The following is a 26,919-nucleotide window of genomic DNA, read 5'->3' on the forward strand; positions in this document are numbered from 1 at the left end:
GAGACCTTGCAGCAGGCTTGAGACAATTTCGTGAAATGGCCGCGCATGCCTGTTCGAGCAATGCGCAACCATCCAATCCCCATCCTGGAAGATGATAACGGCAGCTTTGAAACGTCGGAGCTCTTAACGGCGTGAAACAGCCGCCAATCACTCCTGGCGAAATACGTGCTGCATCTGATCGGTCAGCGGCTTCGTCAGATAGGATATCACGGTCCGATCGCCGATCTTGATGAAGACCTCCGCCGGCATGCCGGGATAGAGCTTTATCGTCTTCAATTTGGCAATGCTTTCAGCTTTCGGCTTGACGCGCAGGGGATAGTAGCTGATGCCCGTGCGCTCATCCTTGACGATATCGGGCGCGATCGAGGTAATCTCACCGGCCACATCAGGCGTCGTGCGTTGATCGAAAGCGCTGAAACGCACATCGACCGACTGGCCGACATGAACCTGATCAATATCGCGGGTGGCGACTTTCGCCTCGACCGTAAGCTCGTTATTTTCGGGAACGACGAGCATCAACGTCTGACCGGGATCGATGACACCATTGACGGTGTGAACCGAAAGTTCGTGAACTCGCCCAGTCAACGGTGCGGTAATGTCGAGACGGTGCAGCTGATCGACTGCGGTTCCGCGGCGCTCTTCATATTCGGCGATCTGCGCCTCGACGTCGGTCAGGTCCTTTGCAATCTCCGAACGACGATCCTCATCCAGCTGGATCGACTGGCGATCGATCTCGATTGCCTTACCTTCGGCCTCCGCCTTAGCTGCGATTTCCTGGCCGCTGTTGCCCTGGAGATCGGCGCGGGCGCGCTTGAGCGTATTCAAACGCTGAAGCGTGACGAGGCCCTTCTTGTAGAGCGTATCAATGCCCTCGAGCTCCTGTTCGATCAAGCCCAAGGCATCGTTGGTGGCATTGATCTGAACGACCAACCCCTTTACCTGCTCGCCCAGTTGGTCCTTGCGCGATGCCAACTGGCTCTTCATTCCGATAAGCGCCGTCCTGCGACTGTCGAACAACTTCTGCTCGCCATCGAGAAGCTTCTCTGCGGAGGTGCTGGATGTCAGATCCCTGATGTTTTCCTCGACCTCGAACGAATCGGCCCCGATTCGTTCCGCCTTCAGACGGGCACGGCGCGCATAAAGCTGAGCAAGCGTGCTTTCGACAATCGAGAGATTCGCTCTCGTCGTTGTCCCATCGAGCCGTATCAGCACCTGCCCTGCCGTCACATGGTCGTTTTCGGAAACCAGCAATTCCGACACGATACCACCTGTCAGGTGCTGGACCTTCTTGACATCGCCGTCGACGACGATCACGCCCTCGCCGATGACGGCGCTCGAAAGCTCTGTCGTCGCCGCCCAACCGCCAATGCCGCAAACGAGGGCTATCGACAGCACACCGACAACGGCAACATGCCGATTGAGGGAACGTTTCGATTCACTGATATCTTTACTCACAATCTTCCCTCTGGCCTATTCGGCCGCATTCATGCCGTCGACCACGACTTTAAGCTGAGCCACGCGCTCGGCAATCGGCGTGCGCGCCGCTTCCGGCCGGCTGACTCTCGCCAGAACTTCCTCTTTGGGACCGAACGCGATCATGCGGCCGTCCTGCATCATCAGCACGAAGTCGCAGACCGCCAGAACGCCGGATCGATGTGCGATGACGACCACAATGCCGCCCCGCGCCCGCACGCTCATGATCGCGGCACTCAGCGCCCGCTCGCCTTCTTCATCGAGATTGGAGTTTGGCTCGTCGAGCACGACGAGGAATGGCTCGCCGTAAAGCGCTCTTGCCAGCGCGATACGCTGTCTCTGGCCAGCCGAAAGCGCAGCACCGCCTTCGCCGATTTCGGTTTCGTAACCATTCGGCAGACGCAGGATGAGATCGTGAACACGCGCTGCCCTCGCCGCGGCAACCACCTTCTCAGGCGACATTTCCTTCGCAAAACGGCAGATATTCTGCGCAACGGTTCCCGAGAAAAGCTCTACATCCTGCGGGAGATAACCGATATGCCGGCCAAGTGCGTCGCCGTCCCACTGGTCGAGTGCTGCGCCATCCAGACGAATAGATCCTCTGACGGTCGGCCAGATACCCATCATCGCCCGTGCCAACGACGACTTACCCGAAGCACTGTAACCAATGACCCCAAGCGCGCTCCCTGCCCGTAAGCCAAAGCTGACATCGGAAATGACCAGGCGCTGACCTGCCGGCGGCCCGCTCGCCAGTCCTTCGACAGTGACTTGCTTGGTAGGAGCCGCGAGCGCAAGAGGGGCTGGAATCTCAGGAATGGTTTTCAGCAGGCTCGAAAGCCGCGCCCAGCTCTGCTGAGCAGAAACGAAACCACGCCAATTCCCGATCGCCGCTTCGACAGGCGCCAGGGCGCGAGAGGTCAATATCGAGCCGGCGATGATAATTCCCGAAGAGGCCTGCCCCTGAATGACCAGGATTGCGCCGGTCGCGAGCGTTCCCGATTGCAAAGCAATACGGAAAATCTTCGACAAGGTCGCATATCCATTGCCGATATCCGATGCCTGCCTGGTGATCGTCCGGTATTCACTGTTCTTGCGATCCCAGATTTCGGCCATCGTGCCTGCCATACCCATGGCGTGGATGACCTCGGAGTTGCGGATCGAGGTCTGCGCGAAGGCATTTCGCATATTGGCGGAGTCAGATTGCTTTTTTGAGAGCGTACGCGTTCCCTGATTGGTCATGAACGTCAGGATGGCGAGAACCAGCGCTCCACCAATCGCGATATATCCGATCGCCGGATGAAAGAGGAAGCAGATCACGATATAGAACGGCAACCAGGGCAGATCGAACATCGCTGTCGGGCCCTGGCCGGACAGGAAGGTTCTGATCTGGTCGAAGTCGCGCAACGGCTGAAGCCCGTCGCCGCCGATTTTGACCTTCAACGGAGCCTTGATCAGCGCCCGGAACACGCGCCCGTTCACCATCTCGTCAAGCGCTCCGGCAACACGCACCAGCATCCTGCTTCGCAGAACCTCGAACGCTCCTTGAAACGTGTAAAGCATCAACGCAAGTATTGCCAGAACAGCCAGCGAAGGTATGCTTTTGCTGGGAATGACTCGATCATACACCTCAAGCATAAAAAATGAACTTGTAAGGTATAGGATATTGATAAGCGCGCTTGCTATTCCAATGAAAACAAGCCCCCCCTTGCATTTCTTTAATGCTTTGGATGGCTCGCTGACATCAGCTGCTGAACTCTGAAACACGAAGTAATCCCTCTCTTACCGCATCGCACGAAAGCAAATATGCCGGCGCGCACTCCAGCTCCGGGTCCATCACGCCCGATCAATGACACGACTGCCTTGGACCCCGACACCGGCGGCGGACCCGCTTGCAAGCCCACGACCTATTACATGAATCCAACCAAAAAGTGACCAAAAATTCCAATTTATAACGAGTGGCTTCAGGGATTCTGACTTGACGCTACGCTAAATATACCAACCTAAGCAAGTGAAAATCGCAAATTGCCCAACAACGGCGCAGATGGATGAACGTATCGCGCGCATATTAGCGACGTTTACTGGGAAGTTAACTATACATTCAATCTATAGTTCATTTTTCCTGTGAACGGCGGAACTATTTTTTTATCCGCGCCTTCGACCGCCGACACCCCTTCATCATCAAGCTTTCAAGTGTTGAACGCCGGCCGGCGCTCTCTAATTTGGCGTGTTTAAACCAGCAGGTGCGACGCTTGGCTGCTATGGAACGCGTCCACATTGATATACACGCCGAGCGAGTCGGTATCGATGTGAGAAGCGCCATCAGAAATCTTGTATTGGAAGGATTCGCTAACCTTTCCGCTGAGACCGGCGATTTTCACCGCATCGACCGTATAGGTGTAATCACCATCGCTCTCCACATGGATGACGCCGTATTTCCCGGTCAGCGTCAGGCCATGCTTATCCACTGCACTGTCACCGAAGCGACGAAGCAGCACGGTTCCATTGATTGCGCTATCGTTTTCGAGGAGGTTGCCATGATAGGCACCGCCCGTATCCGTGGAGATTTTCAGGCTGTCATGGGCTGCGACAATCCTGGGAACTGCGACGGTGGGTGCGGTCGGAACCTGCACTTCGTCCGCGGGCGCCGGAGTGCTTGTCTGCGTCGGTGTTGACGGTTCCACAGGCGGCTCCACAACCGGCGTGGTAGGCGTCTCACTGTTGGACGGGGTGTCGCCACTCGTAGCGTCGAGTTCGGCCTGCGCTTGCTCCAGGGTCTTATTGTCGTTGATCAAGAAGCTGCCCTGGAGGGCAATTGCGACGGGCATCGTCAACGTCGACACCGCGCTGTCGATGATATTTTCATGGAAAGAGCCTGATGCAGGCCTGTCCACCTTCAGCGCCGAGGACGACAGGTCGTCAAAGACATTACCATATATATCGATATCGGTGCGTGCATAACTTGGGTAACCTGCAGCGCTGATCGACACGCCCCAGACGCCGTCATGAATATAGTTTCCACTGATATCGTAATTTGTCGCATTGCCCTGATCGCCAAGGCCGATACCGTAGGACCAACTATAGCCGCCGTATCCCGAGATGTCGTTGTCGTGGATGGCGATATTCGTGCCCGCGTTGGCACCTATCCCGAAACCGCCGCCGATCACGGTGTTGTCCTCGACTGCTGCATTTACAGCCCGAACAAGCACCAGGACGCCCTTTGCGCTATTGGTCTCCGTCTGCTCTAGGTGGTTACCCTTGATCAGGATATTGCTGCTGTCGTTCAACTGAACGGCGTCTGCCGCAGCGCCCTGGCTGTTGATGACCAGATTATTAACGATGGTAACGCCAATCACTTTATCCATCCAGATGCCGTCTCCATTTACCCCGGAAATCTTGCTGTTCTCGATGGTAATGTTCTGGCTGCTCTGGAAATTGACGGAACCGGGCTTGCCGGCAAGGCCGGTATTTTCGACCTCGACGTTGCGGACGGTCCAGTTGGAGACATTTCCCGCATATATCGCCGCACCGCCGGTATCAGCAATCTTGATGTTCTCCACGATGATGTTTGAAGCCTTCGAGCCGTGGATGCCGTCATTGCTACTGTGAATGACCGGCGCATCGCCAACGCCGTAACTGCCAATTGTAATCGGAGAGCTGACGGTGCCGGAGTATTTCAGGTCGAATTGCTCGTTAAACACGCTTCCGGCGGCAAGCAGCACGCTGTCTCCCGGCTTTAGCCTCAAGGATTCGACAGCGGAAAGTGTCGCGAAAGCCGACTGCTCGCTCACTCCACTGTTCTGATTGGATCCTGTTGCGGAATTTACATAGTAGACGGTCACGCCCGTGATCTCCCAAAGATACTGGAAAATCTTTTACCCGCGGACCTCTCTCTGCCTGCTAAAATGGAACACTAAAATGCGTTCTATCTCGCGATAATTCTTACGCTCCCCCACAAAACATCTTCGTTTCTCGAATATTTTGCATTGCAACAAAAATTGCGTCGCACAGTTATGACGATGTTACCCAATATCTCTAGTGTAAATAAGATTATTCTCCACGCATCGCATACTATTTTACGCCAATTGCGTTTCGAGAGAAACATTACTTGACAAACAAATGTTACAAAATCATGACATCGGTTACTTCGTCGAAAAGCAGACGCCGGTGCGGGAACCGAAGCAAGATTGAGATCTCAAGCTGTAGCCCGTAGTGATTATATCAACATCTCATCTGCGCATAAGCACCTCCGCGTATTCTTATAAATTGCCCCTGAATAAACATTCTTCTCCTCTGAAGAAACAGAGGTCCGAATCTACCATTTCGTATTTTCACTTATTATTAACGTAATAATTACCATGCGTTTCATCGCCTTATGCGTGCTACAGATGTGTCATTATTGTACAACACACTCGAAAATGTTCACTTGCTGTTAATTGCACCCTTGACTCTCTGTATTAAGATATCCTTAATCGGCCAGCTCGCTAAAGGTCAGAATTGACCTAGCAAAGAAACAATTCGAGGAGAGACAGTAATGGCTATCCATGCAACAGATGATAGTGCAACATTCCTGGAAACCGACGCTATTTCCGGAAATCTGCTGGCGAACGATACATCCGATGGGAACTTGTTCCTTCGTTTCTTCGATCAGCAGGGCGTTGGCTCCAAGCAAGGCAACAGCCAGGTCACCGAGATCCAGGGCGATTACGGCACCTTCTTCGTCAAGCCGGACGGCAGCTATACCTATGTTCTGAGCGACGCTGCCAAAGTCGGCTTCACCAATGGTGAATTGCTCCAGGAGAAGGTCTCGTACAAGATCTCTGATGGTGCCGGTCACACGGATGTCGGTCTATTCACCCTGAATATTCAGGGCGTAAGCCAGGTAAAGCCGATCGCTGTCGACGACAACTACAGCTTCACCGAAGGCGACGCCATCAGCGGCAACGCCCTGGACAACGACATTGCCGGCGACAATGGCCACCTCTTCCTCCGCCTATTCGGCACCACGACCGTAAACGGCGACCCGAGCGCAACAACCGACGTCGCAGGCACGTATGGTACGTTCCATGTAAAAGCGGATGGATCATTCACCTATGATCTGACAGCAGATATCGCTCCGGGGGACCAGGTCACAGAGACCATCCAGTTCTACAAGATCTCCGACGGCGAAGGCCACACCGACGCCGGCGTTCTGACACTCAACATCACTGGCGCGGACGCAGAAGTCTGATCATCAATAGCCAATCAAAAAGCAACGCCCGCCGCGCAGCCTGCGGGCGTTGTTTTATGCAAGTTGAATTCGGCCAAGAGAAAGAGCCGTAGCCGCTCAGCCTGTCGGCCAAAAGCTTGGAACTTTCTATAAGAACCAGCCTCGATGATTACTTGCTGCAACGCTGTCGGAACCGCGCCGTCGCGGCCTCTCCGACGCTCGTCCAGCTGCGATCGAAGATCGGGCGGAGCTGTGGGCTGATCTCTCTTATCGTGGCATTGACCCTGCAACGATCGCCCCGTTTCAGCATGGTCATGAGATCGCTATCGAGCGCGCGCTCTGCCGCGGCGAGTGTTGCATCGGTGAAATCGTTCCAGAAATAAAATCGCGTCAGGATCATCACCTGGTCGTACGGCGCAAGCGCAACCGAACGCTTCATCATTCCCGCGATCGAGGCCGGCTCTTCCGCAATTGTCGACTGTACGGCCGCAAGACGAAGCCAAAAATTGCTGTTCGTCGGCATACACGAAAGCGCATGCCGCAGATACTGGCGCGCACTCGAGGCCGCAGCGGCCCAGCCGTCGTAATTGACATTGACATTCTGCCGATCGAGTTGCGCCAGAACGAGGGTTACGCCAGCAGCCACGATGTCGGATCGACAATAGTGTCCGTCAACGACCTCGACACTGCGCGACGCATATTTGGTCACGACATCATCCGCAACGGTCTCGCCACGCTCGATCCTTTCGGCGACGATCGAGATGCTGGCCGTTCTTATCGAAGCGTAGAGTTCTCGACCGGCCAGCACCACCAAGACGACGGTGACGATAACGAAGGCGATCCTGGTAATCGAAACGGACTGACTGCGGAACATCAGCTTTCGGTATAGTATCGCGAATAACGCTTATAATAATATTCGCTCGAACCGAATGTCCGGTAGAGTTTCATCTGCGACGGGTCGACCTTGGTCAAGATAGTACCGACGCATTTCGCATAGAGTTCCGGCTCGGACAGCAGGGTCGACTGCACAACCTTGCGCGATGTCTTTCCCCACTCGATAACGAAAACCACCGCATCAAGCTTCGAATTGATAGCGCGCGCATCCACAACCGGCGCCAAGGGTGGCAGGTCGATAATAATATAATCGAAGCTTTGACGCGCCGTTTCAAGAAGCTGATCCATGCCGCGTGACGCAAGCAGCTCCGACGAATGCGGAACACGATACCGTGCCACCGTCGGCAAAAATGCGAGCTTTGTTTTTGGATCGAGAAGGGTCAGATCCTTGAGCGGACGGCTGTCGACGATCGCCTCGAGCAAGCCGGCCTCGGCATGGCGGCCGATCGCCCGGGTGGCACCGGGATTGCGCATATCGCCATCGATAAGCAGGCAACGCGCACCCTGCATTGCCAGGAGCTTGGCAAAATTGATGGATGTCGTCGACTTGCCCTCGCCGGGCAAGCTCGACACGACGCCGATGACCTTACAGCGCTGATCGGCAGCACTGAGGTCGATGGCAATCTTGGCGCTTCGAAGCGTCTCGGCAAATGCCGAGAGCGGATGCTCCTCGACATAGGTCGTCGTCTTCCCGCCCCTGGCGATGCTTCGCGGATTGCTGGGATCAACAAGCGTCGGATCGTCGACGTTGTTTTCAATCAGCGGCATGACACCGAGAGACTCGACATCGAGCACGTCCCGGACATCATCGCCGGTGCGGAAGAACCGATCCCGGAATTCGCGGAATGCAGCTATACCACATCCAAATGCACATCCCACGAACATCGCGAAAGCAACGACGAGAGCTCTCTTCGGAGCGCTCGGCTTCGTCGGCGTCTCCGCCGTCGTGATGATGCGCGCAGCGGTAATCGGAAAGCTCTGCTGTTGAATTGCTTCCTGGTAGCGTGTCAGGAAGCTCTGATAGAGATTCTTATAGGTATCGCGCGTGCGCTCGAGTTCACGAAGCTGCACCTGCGTTTCGCCAGCCGTTGCGGCAACGCCCGTCGCCTGCGTCACACTGTCGCGCAAAGAGTTTTCCCGCGATTTCGCGACCTGCAGCTCGCTTTGGTAGCTCTCGGCGATGCGGTTCAACTCATCGAACATGAGCCTTTTATATTCTTCCATTTCCGCACGAAGCCGAACCGCCTGGACGTGATCGGGACCGAGCCGCGCCTCGATTTCGGTCTCGAGCTTGGAAGCCTCCAGATACTTCTTGCGCAGGTCGTTGGAAATGGAGCTATCGAGCACGTCCGTGACGATCGCATCGGTCTGCTTGGCGTCGATGATCGACTTGACGCGCGCATATCTTGCCTCGGCCTTCGCCGTCTCGGCCTGCGCATTGATCAATTGGGTATTGATCTCGGAAAGCTGCTGCTCGCTGATCAGCGTACCGGACCCGGCCTCGACAAGCCCATGCTCGCCGCGGAACTTCTGAACAGCAAGGTCGGTGTCCAACGCCTGCTGCCGGAGCTCTTCGATACGCTCCTGCAGCCACTGGCCGGCCCGGCGTGTCGCCTCGTATTTCGAATTGAGCTTGTCGACGAGATAGACGTCGGCGATCGCAGCCGCGATATCACGCGCCAGATCGGGCGACTGCGCGGTATAGCTGACATCGAGGACATAGGAGCGACCGACGCGTTCGACGTCGATATTGCCCGCGACGGTCTCCGCAGCGCTTCGCCGTTTCCTTTCCGGATCGGGTGCGACGGCTGCGTCATCGGCAAACCACGACCGAAAATTCACGAAGGATTTCAGCGTTGAGATAGAAAAAAGCGAGCTTTTCGGTGCCGTGAACACCGGATTGTCGACGAGTTTCAGTTTGTCGACAACAGCATAGGCGATGGTGTCGGACTTCAACAGCTCGACCTGACTGAGGACAGTACCTTCGTCATCGTCCATCTGGCCGAAAGCCGCCAGCTGGTTGATCACCTGGCTATCGCTGCGGTCGATCAGCACGCTGGTGTCGGCGGTGTAGACAGGCACCGAAGTCAGGACATACACAATGCCCAGAATGGCAAAGGCGAAACCGCACGCCGCAACCATCCGCCACTGTCGGCGGGCGATTGCGATGAGCTTGTCGAAATCGATGAAATCAGCATCATTTCCGGTATCGCGGGAGGGGTCGATACGCGGTGTAAGTTTATCTGGCGATAGCAATTTCGATCTCCAACAAAGGCGTCAAGCGCTAAGATCTAAGGGCAATTCCAGCTATTGTATGACCGGGACACTCTGACTCGTCGACTCCGTCGTATCGGTAGACGACTGCCCTCCCGCTCCGGTGCTGAGGATCGTCGTCGTTGAAGTTGACGATGAATCATCTGCGCCGGCATTCGAAACCTTCAGCGTACCCGCTGTTGTCGCAGCGCCGTCGAACGGCGTACCATCGTCCGCTCCAGGCCCGGTTTGTCCAACTTGCCCGTCATTGCCGATGCCGGATGCGGCGGCGGCAGCACTTGCACCCGGGCCGAGGGCCGCGGTTCCACCTTCGGCAAGGACCTTTGCAAAGGCTGCAAGCAGCGGCGCCAGATTCGGATCGGCGCTCGCCGCCTCGGCAACAGCCTTTTCGATCGCCAGCTTGAATTGCGGATCCGTCACCTGGCAGCTGTTTGCGGCCCGTCCGAGACCGGAGCCGATAGCCGCCATCTGTGCGGCACTGGCCTTCTTGGCCTGCTCGATCACTGGCGACAGCGCATCATTGCTGCTTCCAACCAGCGCGCGAACACGCGATGACAAAACCAACGGATCGGACATGTCGAGCAGAACGGCCGGGCTAGTCGTAAATCCGCTGACATCGACGGAAGTCAGATTTGCCGGACCCAAGCAAGCTGCCGCAAAAGCGCTTGAATTCATGCCGGCAAACATCGCGACGACAATTCCGCTATATGCAAGCTTACGATAAACACCTGACCTTGCCATAACCATAGTCCTTCATCAAATCCGTTATATAGGCCGCCGGCATTGATCATCCGCGATCGATGCCGGCCCGCCTATTGCAATCAATTTCCAAGATCCTGTACCGCGTTACGGGTATCATTCGCATCGTCGGCCACTCCGGAAACAGTGGATGATACCGAGTTCACGATGTCAAGGAACTTGACCAGTTCAACAGAGTCCGAATTGGAAATATAGATAATATCCTTGTCTTCCATCTTGAATTGCTGAACAGCAAACAGGGTTGCCGGGTCGCGCATATTCGCACGAATGATCACCGGAACCATCTCACCCGCAAATCTCGTCGTGTCCACATGCATCGCTTGAACCGTTTTCTTCGGGACAAGACGATAGAGCAGGACCTGAGCCGGGTCGGCGCGGTCGTCGCGTAAGCCGCCAGCCTTGGCGATTGCCTCTCCAAGGGTCAGATCGGACTCTTCGAAATCGAAGCGACCGCTGACGCCTGCGGCACCGAGCGCAAGATAGGTGCGGCGCTCATGATCGATCGAGATCGTATCATCCGGCGCAACATAGATATTTTCGGCCGGGTTCTTCAACAGCGTAGTGTAGGCGACGGTTGCCGTCTTGCCGCGGCGCTGCAGCGTCACATTCGTTTCGATATTGTTGGTCGTCAAACCGCCCGCAGCGGAAATGATATCGAGAACACGCTCACCGGCCGGGCTGATCTCAACGCGCTGGGGATTGTTGACATCACCGAGCACAGCAACCTGACTGGAGCGGCTTGTCGTTGTCGTGATAACCACCTGCGGTTCGATCGCGCGGCTCGCCAGGCGATCCTCGACGTCCTGCTCCACGGTCTCCTTCAGGCGACCGGCAGCCGGAACCCGGCCCGCGTAGGGAATTGTGATCGTCCCGTTTCTATCGATGGTCTGCTCTGGCAGCGAGATGTAATTGCCGGGTCGGCTACCGGCATCGGACGGAATGAAGAGGCCGCCCGACTGGGCTTCGAAGATGGCGACCTGGACGACGTCGCCGTAACCGAGCGGAATTTCAGGCGCCCCGCCTCGACCACCACCAAACCCTTTGAACGAGGTCGGCTGGGGAGCGGTAAAATACGACAGGACGTTCTTGCTGAGATCAACCAGGGCGTAGTCGATACCGACGCGACGTTCCTTCGTTGTCACTTTCACTGCCGCATCACGATCAACGTCTTTGTGATCGGGACCGGATCTTGGCAACGAGGTGCAGCTTGCCAATATAGTCGTTAGCGCTACAACAATGGCGACGCGTGTACTACCGATACGAGAACAACCCATAGAATACCCTGCGTTTACGCCCCTGAAGCTACTGCCCCGCGATCTGACAAAATACAAGACAATCCCCGATCAATAACACTGAAAGCCGATTAACATTCCCCTAACTGTGGCAGGCTGGCAACGCCCAGCCTTTTGGGAAGCGAAAAACGACTTCGGTCCGACTTTTCTTGCGTCGCAACAATCCGAAGGCTGGACCCGCTATAAAATTTCTAGGGTTTCAGAGTCAACCGTTCGCACCTGCACAATCGATCTTTTCCGAAAATCTTATTAAAATCCATCCTTTTAAACTTTACGTGGTTAACGGCCGCTCATATGCCATGTCCGCCTCTCCGTTGCTGCGTCCCAGGCATATCGCGACAACCGCACTCAGGAAGGCGGAGTAAAACACCGCAAAACCCGGTATCTGCAGCGAAAAATCGACCGCCGCATGAAGGGCGACCAAAATGGTCGCCGCCAGGCCCAGAAGAACATAGTGCCTGAGACGCCGTCTTTGGGCGAACCCGCGCCGGAACACTCTGGCAAGCACCGAGAAGGCAAGGACAGCCGCAATCGGGAACAATATTCCGAGGCCCAGAAATCCTTCAAGATAGAAATTATGCGCGCGGTCGAAGACCCCGAAAATTCCGCAAGCCGGATCGCGATAGGCGGAAAATACGGTCCGGAAGGTTCCGAGCCCCGTTCCCGTCAACCAATGATCCGAAATGGCACGCCATATGCCAGGCAGAATGCAAAACCGATCATCATCCTCGAGTCGCCGCTCTTGCGCGCGCAAAATCGCCTGGCCCGCAAACACCGTCAGCAGCAGCACGACGAAAGCAATCGCCGAGAGGAGCTTCAGCATCGAACGCCATCTTGGCGCCGGTCTCAGATGACGCCTCGAGCCGTTCCAATTGAGGACAAGCCATGGAAAATAGATGAGAGCGGCAACAAAGGTCGCAAATATCCCGGCGCGCGAGCGGCTCAGCATCAGCGAGGTGAAGCATGCGCATAAGAGCAGGATATAGATCCACGATCTCAAGAGAAGCGCGTTTCGGCCGGGCTCGCCGGGCGGATAGTTCGAATAGGCTCGGGTAACGTCCCTGACCAGGGTCAGCATCAGCAGCGTTCCAAGCCCGAGGAAGGTCGCGGCGGTATTGCGGTTGACAAAGACCGCAGTCAGGCTGTCGAGGTAGGCGCGTTTCTCCACGACGATCAGGACGTTGGGAAACAGCAAAAACTGCATCAGGCCGAAAACAGCGATGATGCCCGCCGTAAGCCCGAGCCCGGTGAGCACTTTCCGCGCGCGCTGGTCAGTATCGCATAAGAGCAGCCCGGTCAGAAATGTGACGAAAGGCAGGGCAACCCAGAGAATCGACGCGAGCGTGTCGGCCGGTTCGACCGAGATCGCCGCGGATTGCGCACCCGCCAGGTCACGCGCGGCATTCCAGGCAGGATTCGCCAACCAATTGGAGGGCAGTTCGATGGTTTGGATGAACGTCCAGCCCGCCAGTACGACGAGTAGAAACAAAGCGATACTGAAAACCCATCTGCTTTGTCTCGGCTCTCCGAACAGCAGTCCCGAGATGATGGCAAGGGCAAACATCCCGATCGCGGAGAAGGCGAAGGCCAAGGGTGTAACGCTCCCGAACGGTATGAGAGTCAATATAACGAGGCCGATGAAGGCAAAAAGCAAAACCTCTCGCAAGACCCGCTTATTGATGAGATTGGAGAACATGTGAATTCGTTTACCAGAGTAGGCGGCGACCAAAGCCATTGCAACCGAAGAGATTAATTTACTCGTACTAACATAAGTTGAACATCAAGCGCTTGCGTGCTAAAGTGTAACAGAATTCCACATCGTTTAAAATTGTCGCGAAAGGTTTAAGCCAATCGAGACAAGGCCTGGCTATGCTCCTTCCAAGCAGCAGAAACGGGACAGATATTCTGCGCCCAATACTTGGCAGATCATCAGATCGCCATGCCATTGACCGAGAAAAAAGGCAAGCCTGATCTCAATCGGTTGCCCTGAACGGGGATTTAAGAGATGAAGAAAACAGTCGTTACACTTCTGGCACTGGCCTTTACAGCAGGCAATGCATGCTCGGCATTTGCCGCCGGTCCCGCAGGTTTTGCCCGCGGCCTGACCGATAGTTCGGCGGTCAGTTATATCTCTGAAAAAGACAAGATCATTCCGCCTTTCGCCCAGGTGCTGTTCTGCGCCCAGAACCCGACCGAATGCCGCGACAACAATGGTTTGGCGGTCGTTGCGATGACGGACAAGCAAATGCTGCAACTGAAGGACGTCAACACCGCCGTCAATCGTACGATGATCGGCCGAAACGACTCCCGCAACGAACTGAATGGAGACGTTTGGAAGGTGAACGTGCGCAGCGGCGACTGCGAAGATTTCGCGTTGACCAAACGCAGCCGGCTGATCGCGATGGGCTGGTCGTCGCGCGCTTTGCGGATCGCGACGGCATATACGCCCTCCGGTGAAGGACATGCGGTCCTGGTCGTCAGAACCGACAAGGGCGATCTCGTGCTCGACAACAGGAAAAGCAGCATCAAGAACTGGCGCGATACCGATCTGCGCTGGGACAAGATTCAATCGGGAACAGACCCCTATGTCTGGTACCGGCTATAACCGCCGAGGCAGCGACATAGACTGATTGATCCTGTTTTCGGATTGAAGTCGAGCCTGCTCTGCCGAGCCGCTCGACTTGTCATATCGCCCACACAAACCTATGTTTTGGCTATCGACGGGGCAGCGCGCGGCAAACTGTGGTGCCCGGAGTTCGATTTTCGATGTGGGTACCAGGCGATCTTCGGTATTGTCTTTTCGTCCAGATTAACTATGACGAACTCATGCTGCGACGCAGCATGACGTTCTACTCTAATGATTTGAGGGAAATATGCGCATCACGATGATTGGATCAGGCTATGTCGGCCTCGTTTCAGGCGTTTGCTTTGCGGATTTCGGCCACGACGTCATCTGCGTCGACAAGGATCTGAGTAAGATCGAAGCCCTTCGCGAAGGCCGCATTCCGATCTACGAGCCGGGCCTGGAGCAATTGGTCGCCGAAAATACCAGCACCGGCCGGCTGTCGTTTTCGACGGATGTCGGCGAAAGCGTCCGCAGCGCCGATGTCGTGTTCATCGCAGTCGGCACGCCGTCCAGGCGCGGCGACGGCCACGCAGACCTTTCCTATGTCTACGCCGCTGCACGCGAGATTGCCACCTATGTTGAAGGCTTCACCGTTATCGTCACCAAGTCGACGGTGCCGGTCGGCACCGGAGACGAGGTCGAGCGCATCATGCGCGAAACCAACCCTGCGGCGGATGTCGCCGTCGTTTCCAATCCGGAATTCCTGCGTGAAGGTGCGGCGATCGAAGACTTCAAGCGTCCCGACCGTATCGTCGTCGGCCTGAACGACGACCGGGCGCGCGAAACCATGACCGAGGTCTACCGCCCGCTCTATCTCAACCAGGCCCCCTTGGTCTTCACCACCCGCCGCACCTCGGAACTGATCAAATATGCGGCCAATGCCTTCCTCGCGATGAAGATCACCTTCATCAACGAGATCGCCGACCTCTGCGAACGGGTCGACGCAAACGTCCAGGACGTTTCGCGCGGAATCGGTCTCGACGGGCGTATCGGCTCCAAGTTCCTGCATGCCGGCCCGGGTTACGGCGGTTCGTGCTTCCCCAAGGATACGCTTGCCCTTGCCAAGACGGCGCAGGATTACGACGCGCCGATGCGTCTCATCGAAACGACGATCTCGATCAACGACAACCGCAAGCGAGCGATGGGACGCAAGGTCATTTCGGCCGTCGGCGGCGACATTCGCGGCAAGAAGATCGCGATCCTCGGCCTGACCTTCAAGCCGAACACCGACGATATGCGCGATAGCCCGGCGATCGCAGTCATCCAGACCCTGCAGGACAACGGCGCGCAAGTGGTCGGCTACGATCCCGAGGGCATGGAGAACGCCCGCAAGGTGATCGAGAACATCGAATATGCGAGCGGTCCCTATGAAGCGGCTGCTGGCGCGGATGCGCTTGTCATCGTCACCGAATGGAACCAGTTCCGCGCGCTCGATTTCAGTCGCCTCAAGCAGTCGATGCGCGCTCCGATCCTGGTCGATCTGCGCAATATCTACCGCAGCGACGAAGTCCGCAAACACGGCTTTACCTATACCGGCATCGGCACCAACCTCTATCAGGAAACGACTGGCGCCTGAGATAGCCCCGTGAACATCTGATCGTCCTGACGCCGCGGAGCATAATCCGCGGCGTTTGGTTTTGAGCATGGCCCCGAAAGCGTAAGCGTTTCGGACGACATCATGCTTGCCAATTTTACAGGATTCCGACCCGCGTTCCCTTTATCGTCAGCACGGTCAGTCGGCCCGTCGCCGAAACCGCAGTGTCGATACCGATACGTTGCGGACCGAATGTCGGGATTCGCGCCGGGGTGTGGCCGTGGATCACGAGCACAGGAAGCTGCGGCCCTTCATCCAGAAAGGGCTGACGGATCCACATAAGGTCGCTGTCTTTCTGCCTCTTGAGGTCGATGCCCGGCCTGATACCCGCATGAACAAAGAGGACCCTTCCCATCCGCAGCATGACCGGCAGCGATTCCAGAAATTGGATATGCCGCTCGGGTATCATGTTGCGAATGACGCGGGCGATTGTTTCGCTTCCGGCCGCCGACTGCAGCAGATGCTCGATATCGATACCATATGAGTGCAGTGTCTCCGTCCCGGCAAAGCCGAGCCATTCAAGAATGCCCGCCGGTTTGCGATAGAGCTTCACCAGCTCCGCGTCATGATTGCCGCACAGGACGAAACGTTGAAACCCCGGCGGCGGGGTCCTGCTCAGGAATTCCAGCACCGCGCTCGAATCAGGCCCGCGATCGACATAATCGCCGAGCATGACGATGAGCTTCGGCCCTGGAATGCGCGCGGCATCCTCCTCGATGCGGCGATGTGCCTCGACGAGCTCTTTATAACATCCGTGAACATCGCTCATTGCGTAGACCGCAGCGAATTCGCCTTCGGCAAATGTCAGCCGAGGGCGTCTTTTACGGTTGCCAGCCAGTATGGGTATCTGTTGTCGCCACGGCGCTAGATAGTTAAACATGGAACCCATTTATGAGGTCCGACCGAATGGCGGGTTGTCGGAAATAATCCATCTCTTATCCATCGCTGCAACGGCATGAGGCTCAGTGTTCATAAGAATTTGGCCTGATCGCGGCCCCACCGAAGTTGTACCCGAACCAATTGCCACATTCAGAGCGAGATAGTGCTTCGCGATTTGCTGCACCGCCTGCGCCAGGTTTGCCTGACTGGTTGCGGCCGAACGCTGCGCATCCAGCACATCAAGCAAGGATGATTGTCCATCCTTGTAGCTCCCGATTGAAAGCGCAAGAGTCTCCTGCGTGGTCTTCACCTGAGCGCGCAGCGCCTGCGACTCGGCAACGCCGATCTTGGCCGTTGCAGCGGCGAGGTGACGCTCCGCCTTGCGGATGTAATTATTCATATTTGGGAGGGTGCTGCGGTTAATATTACGCAATAGTTTGCAATATGTTGGTTAATCCGGCGTTAAACCGGCGATTATTGCGTTTCTCGCGACGTTATCGGCTAATACACCCCAAATGGAGGAGCCGAAGATGTCGGATTTCCACAGACTACACCTTCGAAAAAGCTGTAAAAATCAACCATAACGATAGCCATTAGGAAAAAATGAACGTTAAAGAAGATGATGCTTGACGCCCCCGCGGCGCAGCATAATGATGGCGCGTTGCGAGTGTGAAAGACATTTCTTGATCAGGAATCTCAGATCCAAAACTGCGGGGTGCAAAGTGGAAACTGCGGTTGATTCGAAACTTATCGAGGCGATCACCTACGACGAAGACAGCCGGCATCTACGGGTCTATCTGACCAACGGTCAGAGGCGAGAATATGAAGGCGTTCCCAAGGGCGTCGTCGTCGGGTTGACGATGGCGGAATCACCGGGAAATTTCTACATGAAGGCAATCAGGGGCAAATATCCTCCTCGCCCCTAATGTCCTATCGATCACGACGATAGGATCATTGTTCCAGCAAAGATGCGGGACCGGCATTCCCGGTCCCGCAAACCAGTTTCCCGCCGACCGGCGGTGCACGCCGTCAATAACCGCCGAGAAAATCGCGGACCGCATTGATCTCGAGCGGCGCAATCTCGTGACCGCCGGGATGCCAGATCGTCCTGACCTCCGCCCCTCGGTTTTTCAGATGTTCGGACAGCGCCTCGGTCGTGGAGACAGGCGCAATCGGGTCTCGCTGTCCGGCCGTCATCAGCACCTTTCTTCCCGCGAGCGTCGACTGGGCTTCGGGTTGAAACGGAATGAACGGGTGCATCAGAACCGCGGCATCGAAGATACCCTTCTCGATCAGGACATTGGCAAGAATATTTGCGCCGTTCGAAAAACCCAGGCCGAGAATATGGGAAGCCTGGCACTCGTCAGCGAATGCCTTGACGTAGGCGGCCATCTTCTCCGTCGCGCGTGAGAGATCGGGCATGTCGTAGACCCCCTCCCCGGTGCGGCGAAAGAAGCGCGCCGCGCCATGTTCGGAAACATCGCCGCGCGGCGAGAGAATCGTCGCTTCAGGCAGCAGGCGCCGGCCGAAGTCGAAGAACTGGTTCTCGTCGCCGCCGGTGCCGTGCAGCACCAGCAGGATGGGTTTATCAGGTGCACCGGCATGCAGCCGGTGCACATATCCGGTTTCGGTCATATCGCCTCTCCTCACACTTCGAGCGGCTGCAGATGCTGCTCGAGCAGCGCGCGAAGATGGGCGTGCTGTTGCGGCAGTTTCAGGGCTTCGCCAAGATGGGCCGTATCCTCGTCGCGGTCGAAGCCGGGCTCACTGGTCGCGACCTCGAACAGCACGCCGCCCGGCGTGCGGAAATAGATCGCCCAGAAATAATCGCGGTCGATCACCGGCGTGACCTGATAGCCGGTGTCCATCAGCGCCTTGCGCACTTCGAGTTGCTTCTCGCGGTTTTCGACGGCGAAGGCGACATGGTGGACGGAGCCGGCACCCGGAAGGGCACGGGCAATGTTCGGCATGGTCTCGAGATCGATGAGATGCGCGCCATTGCCGGAGGGCTTGATCAGCCGCTTGACGCCGTCCCTTTCCTCGGCGACCTCGTAACCCATGAACTTCAAGAGCTCGGCCGTGGCGCCTTCGTCCCTCAGCCGCATGGTGACGGAGTGGAAGCCGTAAATGGCATGGTCTTCGCTGATGCCGCCATGTGTCCAGGCCTGGCGGGCGTCATCCTCGACCTCGACGAGCGCGAAGCCATCGCCATCCGGGCCGGAGAAGTTCAGCCGTTTTTCGCCGAAACTTTCCTCGGCTTTCAGGCCGCCGACACCAAGCGCGGCAAAGCGATCGCTCCAGAAGCCGAGCGAGCCCTGCGGAACGGAAAACACCGTCGTGCCGACTTCGCCGGTACCGGGACGGCCCTGCGCCATCTTCGGGAACGGGAAATAAGTCATGACCGTGCCGGGCGCACCAGTCTCGTCACCATAATAGAGGTGATAGACATCGGGCGCGTCGAAATTCACCGTCTTCTTGACGCGTCGCAGGCCGAGCGCATTGGTGAAAAACTGGTTGTTGGTGCGGGCATCCTGCGCCATCGACGTGACGTGGTGCAGACCCTTGATCTGATCGAGCATGTCAAACCCCTTTCATGCCCGCCGTTGCGGGCTTTCGATGAGGCTAAGATGCGCGCTGAAACTCCCGTCGAACAGACCCGTAGACCAAAACGCATTGTCTTCTTTTAGTGAACGAACGACAAAGTCTGTTCACACTAAAGCATGTCGCGCAAAAGTGTGCAGCGGTTTTGCGATAACGACATGCGTAAAACAAGGATCTAAAGCGCGAGGAGCGAATCTGAAAGATTGCGTCGCGATTTAGGCCCCATGGGGATCGGCCGGCAATTGCCAGTCGATCGGCGCACGTCCGCGCGACTGCAGGAAGGCATTCGCCTTCGAAAAATGCCCGCAGCCAAAAAAACCGTTATGGGCCGAAAGCGGCGAGGGATGCGGCGCCCGGAGCACGAGATGCCGCGTCGTATCGACAAAGGCGGCCTTGCGTTGGGCATAGGAACCCCACAGCATGAAGACCACGGATTCGCATTCATCGTTGACCTTGCGGATGACGGCGTCGGTGAAGCGTTCCCACCCCTTGCCCTGATGAGCAGCCGCCTGCCCTTCCTCGACGGTCAGCACGCTGTTCAGCAGGAGTACGCCCTGCTTTGCCCAATGTTCGAGAAAACCGTGACGTGCCGGCGCAATGCCAAGATCCGTCTCCATCTCCTTGTAGATATTGACCAGGGAGGGCGGTATGCGCACGCCCGGACGGACACTGAAACACAGCCCATGGGCTTGCCCGATTCCATGATACGGGTCCTGGCCGAGGATGACGGCCTTGACGTTGGAGATCGGCGTCAGATCGAGGGCGCGGAAATATTCGCTGCCCTTGGGGAAAATCCGCTTGCCGACCTGCTTCTGCGCGACGAGGAAGGATTTGAGCTGTTGCATGTAGGGGCTTGAAAACTCCCCCTCCAGCGCGGCTTTCCAGCTCTCCTCGAGACTGACGGATGTATCGCTCATCTAGGAAAATCCTTCGCATATGACGAAACAACGGACACACGGTTCTAACAAAATCGATCTACGCTGCAATGCCTGCCGGCGCGGCAATGGGTCTACAACTCAAGAATTCGGTGAGAGAAGATTGCAAGAGACTATCCGAGGCACCGTCGTCCGTATTTAACTATATGATGGCTTTGGTATTTACGCCGGCAGGCGGCCTGAGTAGAACTTTGATCGTGAAATCGGAGCCATGTCTTCCCATGAAATTCGGCACGAGCGGCCTTCGCGGACTTTCAGTCGACCTCAAGGGACGCACCTCCGCCCTCTACGCCACCGCGTTCGGCAAATATCTGCTGCAGACCGGCAAGGCGCGGGCCGGCGACGTCATCCTGATCGGCCGCGATTTTCGCGATTCAAGCCCTGAAATCTCGGGGAATTGCGCCGGTGCGCTTGCCGCGCTCGGCTTCCGGATATTCGACTGCGGCACAGTCCCCACACCCGCCCTTGCCCTCTATGGCCTCGAGAGCAACGCCGCCTGCCTGATGGTTACGGGCTCGCATATTCCGGCGGACCGCAACGGCATCAAATTCTATCGCCCGGATGGTGAGATCGACAAATCGGACGAGGCTGCTATCACCGCATTGGCGGCCGAGATCGAGCGAACCGGTGAAACCGTGACGCAGACGCCAGCCGAGACGGAGGAGCATGAAGCGATCTGCCGTCAGCTCTTTTTCGAACGCAATACAGCCCTGCTTCCGCAAGGCGCGCTGTCCGGCATGAAGATCGGTGTCTACCAGCACAGCAGCGTCGCCCGCGACCTGTTGGTTGATGTTCTCGCCCATTACGGCGCCGAGATCACCGCTCTTGGGCGTTCGGAGAGTTTCATTCCCGTCGACACCGAAGCCGTTTCCGACGAGACGATCACGCTGATGAAGCGCTGGGTGTCCGAGCACAAGTTCGATGCGATCGTCTCTACCGATGGCGACGGCGACCGCCCGCTGGTCGCAGACGAAACCGGCACGCCGTTGCGCGGTGACCTTCTCGGCCTTGTGGCAGCCAATTTCCTCGGTGCCGGCACGGTGGTGACACCGGTTACCTCCAATTCCGGCATCGAGGCCGCGGGCTCTTTCGCCGTCCGGCGCACCCGCGTCGGCTCACCCTTCGTCATTTCAGGCATGGAAGAGGCCGTGGCGGCTGGCAAGGATCATGTCATGGGCTTTGAAGCCAATGGCGGGCTGCTGACTGCAACCCCTTTCGATATCAACGACAGAGCCGTGCGTGCCTTGCCGACACGCGATTGTTTTATCCCGATGCTCGCGATCCTGTCGCTCGCCGCCACCCGCAAGCAGCCGCTTTCGGGTGTTGCCGCCTCCTATCACCTGCCCTTTGCCGCCGCCGACCGCCTGGAGAATTTTCCGCTGGAGACGAGTGCCGCGCTGATGGAGCATCTGCCCGCTTCGGACGGAAATCTTTCGGCTTTCCTGCAGCCGATCGGCGAAGTGGCGACGAAGTCCGACATCGACGGACTTCGCGTGACACTGAAAGACGGTAGGATCATCCATTTTCGCCCGTCCGGAAATGCGCCGGAAATGCGCTGCTACGTGGAAGCCGAGAGCGAGACCGCAGCCCTGGATCTTCTGACCGCCGGGCTGACCCGTATACGAGACTGGGCAGAGACGCCCGCTAAACATGCGACGAACACGCTTTTTTCAAGGAACCCGCCTATGACGCAGAAAATCGTTCCCGTGATCATGGCCGGCGGCAAAGGCACCCGGCTCTGGCCGCTTTCCCGTGCCACCGCACCGAAACAGTTCATCCAGTTCGTCGGTGACAAGACGCTGTTTCAGGAGACCCTCGACCGCGTTTCCAATCCGGATCTCTATGAAGCCGCGATCGTCGTCACCAATGAGGAATTCCGCTTCCTGGTCGCCGAGCAGGCCCGCGCGCTCGCCATCCCGCTCGCCGCCGTACTGCTCGAACCGGTTGCCCGCAACACCGCGGCAGCGGTGGCCGCCGCCGCTACGCTTGCCGGCGAGCTCTTCGGCAAGAGCACCATCATCCAGATGCTCGCCTCGGATCACGAGATCCTGGCCGATGAGACCTATTTCGATTGCATCCGCATCGCCCGCGATGCCGCAGCCGACGGCAAGCTCGTGACTTTCGGCATCACTCCGACGGAGCCGGCGACGGGTTACGGCTATATCGAGATCGGCGATGCCCTCAAAAACGGTGCGCACAAGGTCAAGCGCTTTATCGAAAAGCCGGCATTTGAGAAGGCCGAGCAGATGCTCGCCGATGGCGGCTTCTACTGGAACTCGGGCATCTTCATGTTCCCGGTGGCGGAACTCATCGCCGAATTGCAGGAATATGCACCCGATGTGCTGAAGGCAGCCAGCAAGGCCGTTTCGAAGGCAAGCCGCGACCTTGATTTCACCCGCCTCGACGCCGACCATTTCGCCAAGAGCCCCGATATCTCCATCGACTACGCGATCATGGAAAAGACCTCCAAGGCCGCCGTCGTCCCCTCGCCGTTCAAATGGTCGGACATGGGAAGCTGGGATGCCGTCTGGAAATCAGGCGCACGCGACGACAACGGCAATGTCGCCGCTGCAAACACCACCGTCGTCAATACCCGCAACTCGCTCGTCATGACCCATGGCGTGCATCTTGCCGTCCAGGGCATGGAGGATGTCGCCGTCATCGCCAGCGAGGACGCCGTCTATGTCGGGCCGCTCAAAGACAGCCAGAATGTCGGACAATTGGTTAAGATGCTGGCCTCGTCTTCTGCCACGGCGAAATTCGCCGAAACCCATCCGACATCCTATCGCCCCTGGGGCGGCTATACCTCGATCTTCAACGGCGATCGCTTCCAGGTGAAGCGCATCTTCGTCACGCCAGGCAAGAAGCTTTCGCTACAAAAACACCACCATCGCTCCGAACACTGGATCGTCGTCAAGGGAACGGCTGAGGTGACGGTCGGCGAGAACGTGCGTATGCTGCGCGAGAACGAAAGCGTCTACATTCCGCTGGGCGAAGTCCACCGCCTCGCCAACCCCGGCAAGATTCTTCTCGAGCTCATCGAGGTTCAGACGGGCTCCTACCTCGGCGAGGACGACATCATTCGTATCGTCGATGAGTTTGGAAGAACGTAAAATCGCAGCCGGAGCGATGGTCGGGCCTTTTCGGCGCGACCATCCTCGCTGTTGAATTTCCTCTTGGGGTTCTCGTAGAATGGACGTACCGACAGACATGACCGGAGATATCCCCCTGATGCGTACCTTGCCCGTCCTCGCCGGATTTCTTGCAATTATGGTGCCGGGAATGGCGTTTGCCGAAACGGCAAGCATGCGAACCGCAAGCGAGTCGGAAATTCGCCAGCACCTGCCCGGTACGTCCGAACTCAAAGAAGCCAAGAACGGCTACGAATATCGCGACGGCAATAAGAATGGCTACAAGATAACCAATGGCCAGGTGTGCGTCCTGTTCCCCAGCAAGAAGACCGATTGCGTCAACGTGAAGACCGACGGCAAGAGGTTTCAGATGATCGACAAAAAAGGCGGCCGAACCAGATTCTGATTTGTGGCCCGGCAAGATTTCCTTGCCCAGGCAAAATCATTTTGCCGGAGGCGCTTCACCACCTTTGTTGAGAACGAAGTCGGCGACCAGGCCCGAATGGTTCGAGCCGAGGTTGTCATCAAGACGTTTCAGTGATGTCAGATGAAGCGGCGCGCGCGCAAATATGTGGTCGATGGCGATCCCGAGCGCACCGGCGCTGATCGGCCATGTTGCCGGTTCTGGCGTGATCGTCTTCAGCTTCTGCTCGCGCAGGAAAGCCTGGATGCTCGGGGCGATCGCCGAGGAGTTGAAATCACCTGACAGCACCAGGGGGCCGTCGATCGAGCCAAGCGCTTTGCCGAGATCTTCCAATTCAGCCATCTGGAAATCGTCGAAATATGGTTTGGTCAGGTGCGCCGAAACCAGATTGATAGTTTCGCCGCCGAAGTCGACGCTTGCCATAACGAGCCTGTCTTTTCGCAGGCTGCCCATGCTTGCGACCTGCCGGCTGACGAACGGGCGTTTGGACAGCACCAGCGTATCGCATGTATCCTTCCCGGTATCGCAGCCGATATGGTAGGGATAGGCCTTGAACAATCGCTGCAGGTGAAATGTCAGCGGCTTGGCTTCGAGCAGATTGACGACGTCGGCATTCGACGCGATCACCATGTCGGTGATTTCAGTCGAGTTTTTCCAGTTGTCGATCGCGATGTTGAACGACATCAGACGAAAAAGCGGCGGCCTGTCGGTGCCTCTGTCGCCCGCCGAGAACTCGCGCAGCATGATGACGCCGTGGGCGACGAGAAGAAGCGAGGCAAGCAGAAGGATGAAGCCGTAAATCTGTCTCTTGATGGCCAGAATGACGAGGCTGGCGGCGACGAACACGACGCCGAGGTGAACCTGAAAGCTGTAGACGAAGGACAGAAGCCAGAAGTTCGTGACATAGCGTAACGACACGATCGCGATGGCAACGGTCAGAAAGGCGCAGAGAATCCAATAAATTATATCTCTCATCGATCCTGACCTGCTTGCAGACGACCGGCCGGCCATAACATGCAAGCCAACATGTTGCAACGCAGCATAACGGCGGAGAGTTGCGGCTGACCGGCAGACGATATCGATAGTCTCGTCCTCATCCGGCAAGGCAGCGGCGGACAGGCGGCCGACAGTAGGGACAGTGCTGTGGCCTTCTCTTTCAAAGGCCTATCGACTCGGCCTCTTTTTATCTTGTAAGTGGGGTCACTTGATACGGAATCGGCTCTTTGCCGTCGGCAGGAAGTCGAGAAAAGGTGGGAATGCGCTACTTCATTACAGGGACTGCCGGCTTTATCGGTTTCCATCTGGCCAGGCGCCTGCTGCAAGAGGGGCATGACGTCACAGGCTTCGACGGCCTGACTCCCTATTACAACGTCAAGCTCAAGGAGATGCGCCATGCTGCACTCTCCCAGTTTCCGACCTTCAAGCCCGTCATATCAATGCTCGAGGATCGGCCAGCGCTGGAAGCGGCTGTTCTGGCGGCCAAGCCCGATATCCTGATTCACCTCGCCGCGCAGGCCGGCGTGCGCTACAGCCTGGAAAATCCAGAGGCCTATCTTCGTTCGAATGTCGAAGGCTCGTGGAACATCATGGAAATTGCGCGGCGCGTCGAAATCCGCCATCTGATGCTGGCCTCGACATCATCGATCTATGGCGCCAATGCGACCGTCCCCTTTCACGAGACCGATCGCGCCGACGAGCCGCTGACCATCTATGCGGCGACGAAGAAATCGATGGAACTGATGGCGCACAGTTATGCCCATCTTCACAAGATTCCGACCACGGCTTTTCGCTTTTTCACCGTTTATGGCCCATGGGGCCGGCCCGACATGGCGTTGTTCAAATTCACCAAGAACATGCTTGAAGGTCAGCCGATCGAGATCTACGGCGAAGGCAATATGAGCCGTGACTTCACCTATATAGACGATCTCATCGAGGCGATCGTCAGGCTATCGGCGGTCGTCCCGTCCGAGGAAAATCGCCTCGAAAACACGGCTGTCGAAACGCTCTCGCGCCAGGCGCCCTTCCGTGTCGTCAATATTGGCGGAGGCCAGCCGGTCAGCCTGATGGATTTCGTCGAAACGGTGGAAAAGGCGCTCGACCGTCCTGCCATTCGCAAGATGCTGGCGATGCAGAAGGGGGACGTGCCGCGCACCTTCGCAGCCCCCGATCTGCTGGTCGCGCTGACCGGATACAAGCCGGATACGACCTTGGATGTCGGCGTCAAGGCCTTTGTCGACTGGTATCTCGACGTACGCAGCGAACTCGATGCCTAGATCACGATCATCCTAGGCCGGATCGACCTAGAATCTAGCCAGGTATCAGCGAAGAAACGTAACCGCCTGCACGGCCTCGACCGCCGTCGAAAACACGTAACCGACGACAACGGTCAGGCTCTGCGAATAGGTCTTGAGCCGATAGCCCTCGCCCTCGACCGCAGCCGGGCTGCGCAGGACGAAAGGAACGCCTGGGCGCACGAAACCGGCGCGAGTCGTCAACGGAACTTCGGGCGCATGGCCGATGGCGGAGGTGTGCATCAGGTCGCGGGCAAGGCTGGCGGGGCCGACGGCGAATGCCGGCTCGGCAGCGGCAGTGATGGTCAGGGTCAAGGCGATGGCGGCAAGAGTTCTGTGCATGTTGAAGTCCCCGTTTGCGGATCAGCGGGCGTTCGGTTTGCCCGGCTCCAAACGATCGACGCGTCTGTCCACGCTTCGGTCGCTTTCATGAGACCACTCTACACATCAGTATTTTCAGGGCTTTTAAGCAGATCGGTCAAATTTTACGAAATTTGACTTTCTGTCCGGAAGGCTCGCGAGCGCATAGGAACATGCGCT

At 57.1% G+C, this 26,919-nt stretch carries 21 protein-coding genes and 2 pseudogenes; 8 read left to right on the forward strand and 15 right to left on the reverse strand.

The window, feature by feature from the left end; all coding sequences use genetic code 11:
- Positions 1-147: 147 nt before the first annotated feature.
- From BA011_RS14410 to BA011_RS14420, 3 genes are all read right to left on the reverse strand, one after another.
- Positions 148-1,455, reverse strand: a complete 1,308-nt coding sequence (locus BA011_RS14410) for an HlyD family type I secretion periplasmic adaptor subunit (RefSeq protein ID WP_017989170.1) — start codon at positions 1,453-1,455, stop codon at positions 148-150.
- Positions 1,456-1,470: 15 nt separating this feature from the next.
- Entirely contained in the window at positions 1,471-3,237 is a 1,767-nt protein-coding gene (locus BA011_RS14415) for a type I secretion system permease/ATPase (RefSeq protein WP_065280971.1), read from the reverse strand.
- 464 nt (positions 3,238-3,701) lie between these two features.
- On the reverse strand, positions 3,702-5,312 hold the full coding sequence (locus tag BA011_RS14420) for a right-handed parallel beta-helix repeat-containing protein (protein WP_065280972.1): 1,611 nt from the start codon (positions 5,310-5,312) through the stop codon (positions 3,702-3,704).
- A 692-nt stretch (positions 5,313-6,004) separates the two neighbouring features.
- Between BA011_RS14420 and BA011_RS14425 the strand changes: the two genes are divergently transcribed.
- Positions 6,005-6,700, forward strand: a complete 696-nt coding sequence (locus tag BA011_RS14425) for an Ig-like domain-containing protein (RefSeq protein ID WP_025395616.1) — start codon at positions 6,005-6,007, stop codon at positions 6,698-6,700.
- 148 nt (positions 6,701-6,848) lie between these two features.
- Here BA011_RS14425 and BA011_RS14430 read toward each other — a convergent pair whose 3' ends face one another.
- The 5 genes from BA011_RS14430 to BA011_RS14450 form a co-directional block, all read right to left on the reverse strand.
- A complete protein-coding gene (locus BA011_RS14430; protein ID WP_065280973.1) occupies positions 6,849-7,553 on the reverse strand; it encodes a hypothetical protein in 705 nt (234 codons plus the stop codon).
- Entirely contained in the window at positions 7,553-9,829 is a 2,277-nt protein-coding gene (locus BA011_RS14435) for a polysaccharide biosynthesis tyrosine autokinase (RefSeq protein WP_065280974.1), read from the reverse strand. The genes BA011_RS14430 and BA011_RS14435 overlap by 1 nt, the downstream gene beginning before the upstream one ends.
- 51 nt (positions 9,830-9,880) lie before the next feature.
- Entirely contained in the window at positions 9,881-10,594 is a 714-nt protein-coding gene (locus BA011_RS14440; RefSeq protein ID WP_186806435.1) for a sugar transporter, read from the reverse strand.
- 74 nt (positions 10,595-10,668) lie between these two features.
- Positions 10,669-11,880 (reverse strand): polysaccharide biosynthesis/export family protein, encoded by a 1,212-nt coding sequence (locus tag BA011_RS14445; RefSeq protein WP_065280976.1) that lies wholly within the window; start codon positions 11,878-11,880, stop codon positions 10,669-10,671.
- 289 nt (positions 11,881-12,169) lie between these two features.
- On the reverse strand, positions 12,170-13,594 hold the full coding sequence (locus BA011_RS14450) for an O-antigen ligase family protein (RefSeq protein ID WP_065280977.1): 1,425 nt from the start codon (positions 13,592-13,594) through the stop codon (positions 12,170-12,172).
- 309 nt (positions 13,595-13,903) lie between these two features.
- Here BA011_RS14450 and BA011_RS14455 point away from each other — a divergent pair, with 309 nt between their 5' ends.
- The gene (locus tag BA011_RS14455) at positions 13,904-14,503 is read left to right on the forward strand and encodes a transglutaminase-like cysteine peptidase (RefSeq protein ID WP_065280978.1); all 600 of its coding nucleotides are present in this window, start codon (positions 13,904-13,906) and stop codon (positions 14,501-14,503) included.
- Positions 14,504-14,771: 268 nt separating this feature from the next.
- Positions 14,772-16,100 carry a UDP-glucose dehydrogenase family protein gene (locus BA011_RS14460; RefSeq protein WP_017961674.1) on the forward strand — a complete coding sequence of 443 codons (1,329 nt, stop codon included), beginning with the start codon at positions 14,772-14,774 and terminating at the stop codon, positions 16,098-16,100.
- A gap of 115 nt (positions 16,101-16,215) precedes the next feature.
- Here BA011_RS14460 and BA011_RS14465 read toward each other — a convergent pair whose 3' ends face one another.
- Both BA011_RS14465 and BA011_RS14470 read right to left on the reverse strand, forming a co-directional pair.
- Positions 16,216-17,007 (reverse strand): metallophosphoesterase, encoded by a 792-nt coding sequence (locus BA011_RS14465; protein WP_065280979.1) that lies wholly within the window; start codon positions 17,005-17,007, stop codon positions 16,216-16,218.
- Positions 17,008-17,322, reverse strand: a pseudogene (locus BA011_RS14470) (TolC family protein); the annotation flags it as partial.
- Positions 17,323-17,680: 358 nt separating this feature from the next.
- Here BA011_RS14470 and BA011_RS14475 point away from each other — a divergent pair.
- Positions 17,681-17,923 carry a KTSC domain-containing protein gene (locus tag BA011_RS14475; RefSeq protein ID WP_012758625.1) on the forward strand — a complete coding sequence of 81 codons (243 nt, stop codon included), beginning with the start codon at positions 17,681-17,683 and terminating at the stop codon, positions 17,921-17,923.
- A gap of 103 nt (positions 17,924-18,026) precedes the next feature.
- Here BA011_RS14475 and BA011_RS14480 read toward each other — a convergent pair whose 3' ends face one another.
- The 3 genes from BA011_RS14480 to ung form a co-directional block, all read right to left on the reverse strand.
- Entirely contained in the window at positions 18,027-18,632 is a 606-nt protein-coding gene (locus tag BA011_RS14480; protein WP_065280981.1) for an alpha/beta hydrolase, read from the reverse strand.
- A gap of 11 nt (positions 18,633-18,643) precedes the next feature.
- Complete coding sequence (locus BA011_RS14485) at positions 18,644-19,576, reverse strand: VOC family protein (protein WP_065280982.1); 933 nt, start codon at positions 19,574-19,576, stop codon at positions 18,644-18,646.
- 237 nt (positions 19,577-19,813) lie between these two features.
- Positions 19,814-20,515: a uracil-DNA glycosylase gene (gene ung, locus BA011_RS14490; protein WP_027663916.1), complete on the reverse strand. Its 702-nt coding sequence runs from the start codon at positions 20,513-20,515 to the stop codon at positions 19,814-19,816.
- Between the two features lie 239 nt (positions 20,516-20,754).
- Here ung and BA011_RS44305 point away from each other — a divergent pair.
- The 3 genes and pseudogenes from BA011_RS44305 to BA011_RS14505 form a co-directional block, all read left to right on the forward strand.
- Positions 20,755-22,167, forward strand: a pseudogene (locus BA011_RS44305) (phosphomannomutase); the annotation flags it as partial.
- 51 nt (positions 22,168-22,218) lie between these two features.
- Complete coding sequence (locus tag BA011_RS44310) at positions 22,219-23,646, forward strand: mannose-1-phosphate guanylyltransferase/mannose-6-phosphate isomerase (RefSeq protein ID WP_065282540.1); 1,428 nt, start codon at positions 22,219-22,221, stop codon at positions 23,644-23,646.
- Between the two features lie 118 nt (positions 23,647-23,764).
- Positions 23,765-24,070, forward strand: coding sequence for a hypothetical protein (locus BA011_RS14505; protein WP_065280983.1), 306 nt, complete (start codon positions 23,765-23,767; stop codon positions 24,068-24,070).
- Positions 24,071-24,106: 36 nt separating this feature from the next.
- On the opposite strand, the gene BA011_RS14510 is transcribed toward BA011_RS14505, so the two are convergent.
- The gene (locus BA011_RS14510; protein WP_065280984.1) at positions 24,107-25,063 is read right to left on the reverse strand and encodes an endonuclease/exonuclease/phosphatase family protein; all 957 of its coding nucleotides are present in this window, start codon (positions 25,061-25,063) and stop codon (positions 24,107-24,109) included.
- A gap of 281 nt (positions 25,064-25,344) precedes the next feature.
- On the opposite strand from BA011_RS14510, the gene BA011_RS14515 reads away from it, so the two are divergent.
- Positions 25,345-26,361 (forward strand): NAD-dependent epimerase/dehydratase family protein, encoded by a 1,017-nt coding sequence (locus BA011_RS14515; RefSeq protein WP_065280985.1) that lies wholly within the window; start codon positions 25,345-25,347, stop codon positions 26,359-26,361.
- Positions 26,362-26,406: 45 nt separating this feature from the next.
- On the opposite strand, the gene BA011_RS14520 is transcribed toward BA011_RS14515, so the two are convergent.
- On the reverse strand, positions 26,407-26,721 hold the full coding sequence (locus BA011_RS14520) for a hypothetical protein (protein WP_065280986.1): 315 nt from the start codon (positions 26,719-26,721) through the stop codon (positions 26,407-26,409).
- Positions 26,722-26,919: the final 198 nt, after the last annotated feature.

The organism is Rhizobium leguminosarum (assembly GCF_001679785.1).
In the GTDB taxonomy this organism is placed as follows: Bacteria; Pseudomonadota; Alphaproteobacteria; order Rhizobiales; family Rhizobiaceae; genus Rhizobium; species Rhizobium leguminosarum_R.

Bases quoted from the DNA above. Each gene is read 5' to 3' on its own strand.
- BA011_RS14425 (WP_025395616.1), top strand. From the start codon at position 6,005: ATGGCTATCCATGCAACAGATGATAGTGCAACATTCCTGGAAACCGAC.
- BA011_RS14430 (WP_065280973.1), bottom strand. From the start codon at position 7,553: ATGTTCCGCAGTCAGTCCGTTTCGATTACCAGGATCGCCTTCGTTATC.
- BA011_RS14440 (WP_186806435.1), bottom strand. From the start codon at position 10,594: ATGGTTATGGCAAGGTCAGGTGTTTATCGTAAGCTTGCATATAGCGGA.
- BA011_RS14445 (WP_065280976.1), bottom strand. From the start codon at position 11,880: ATGGGTTGTTCTCGTATCGGTAGTACACGCGTCGCCATTGTTGTAGCG.
- BA011_RS14450 (WP_065280977.1), bottom strand. From the start codon at position 13,594: ATGTTCTCCAATCTCATCAATAAGCGGGTCTTGCGAGAGGTTTTGCTT.
- BA011_RS14455 (WP_065280978.1), top strand. From the start codon at position 13,904: ATGAAGAAAACAGTCGTTACACTTCTGGCACTGGCCTTTACAGCAGGC.
- BA011_RS14460 (WP_017961674.1), top strand. From the start codon at position 14,772: ATGCGCATCACGATGATTGGATCAGGCTATGTCGGCCTCGTTTCAGGC.
- BA011_RS14465 (WP_065280979.1), bottom strand. From the start codon at position 17,007: ATGGGTTCCATGTTTAACTATCTAGCGCCGTGGCGACAACAGATACCC.
- BA011_RS14480 (WP_065280981.1), bottom strand. From the start codon at position 18,632: ATGACCGAAACCGGATATGTGCACCGGCTGCATGCCGGTGCACCTGAT.
- BA011_RS14485 (WP_065280982.1), bottom strand. From the start codon at position 19,576: ATGCTCGATCAGATCAAGGGTCTGCACCACGTCACGTCGATGGCGCAG.
- ung (WP_027663916.1), bottom strand. From the start codon at position 20,515: ATGAGCGATACATCCGTCAGTCTCGAGGAGAGCTGGAAAGCCGCGCTG.
- BA011_RS44310 (WP_065282540.1), top strand. From the start codon at position 22,219: ATGACGCAGAAAATCGTTCCCGTGATCATGGCCGGCGGCAAAGGCACC.
- BA011_RS14505 (WP_065280983.1), top strand. From the start codon at position 23,765: ATGCGTACCTTGCCCGTCCTCGCCGGATTTCTTGCAATTATGGTGCCG.
- BA011_RS14510 (WP_065280984.1), bottom strand. From the start codon at position 25,063: ATGAGAGATATAATTTATTGGATTCTCTGCGCCTTTCTGACCGTTGCC.
- BA011_RS14515 (WP_065280985.1), top strand. From the start codon at position 25,345: ATGCGCTACTTCATTACAGGGACTGCCGGCTTTATCGGTTTCCATCTG.
- BA011_RS14520 (WP_065280986.1), bottom strand. From the start codon at position 26,721: ATGCACAGAACTCTTGCCGCCATCGCCTTGACCCTGACCATCACTGCC.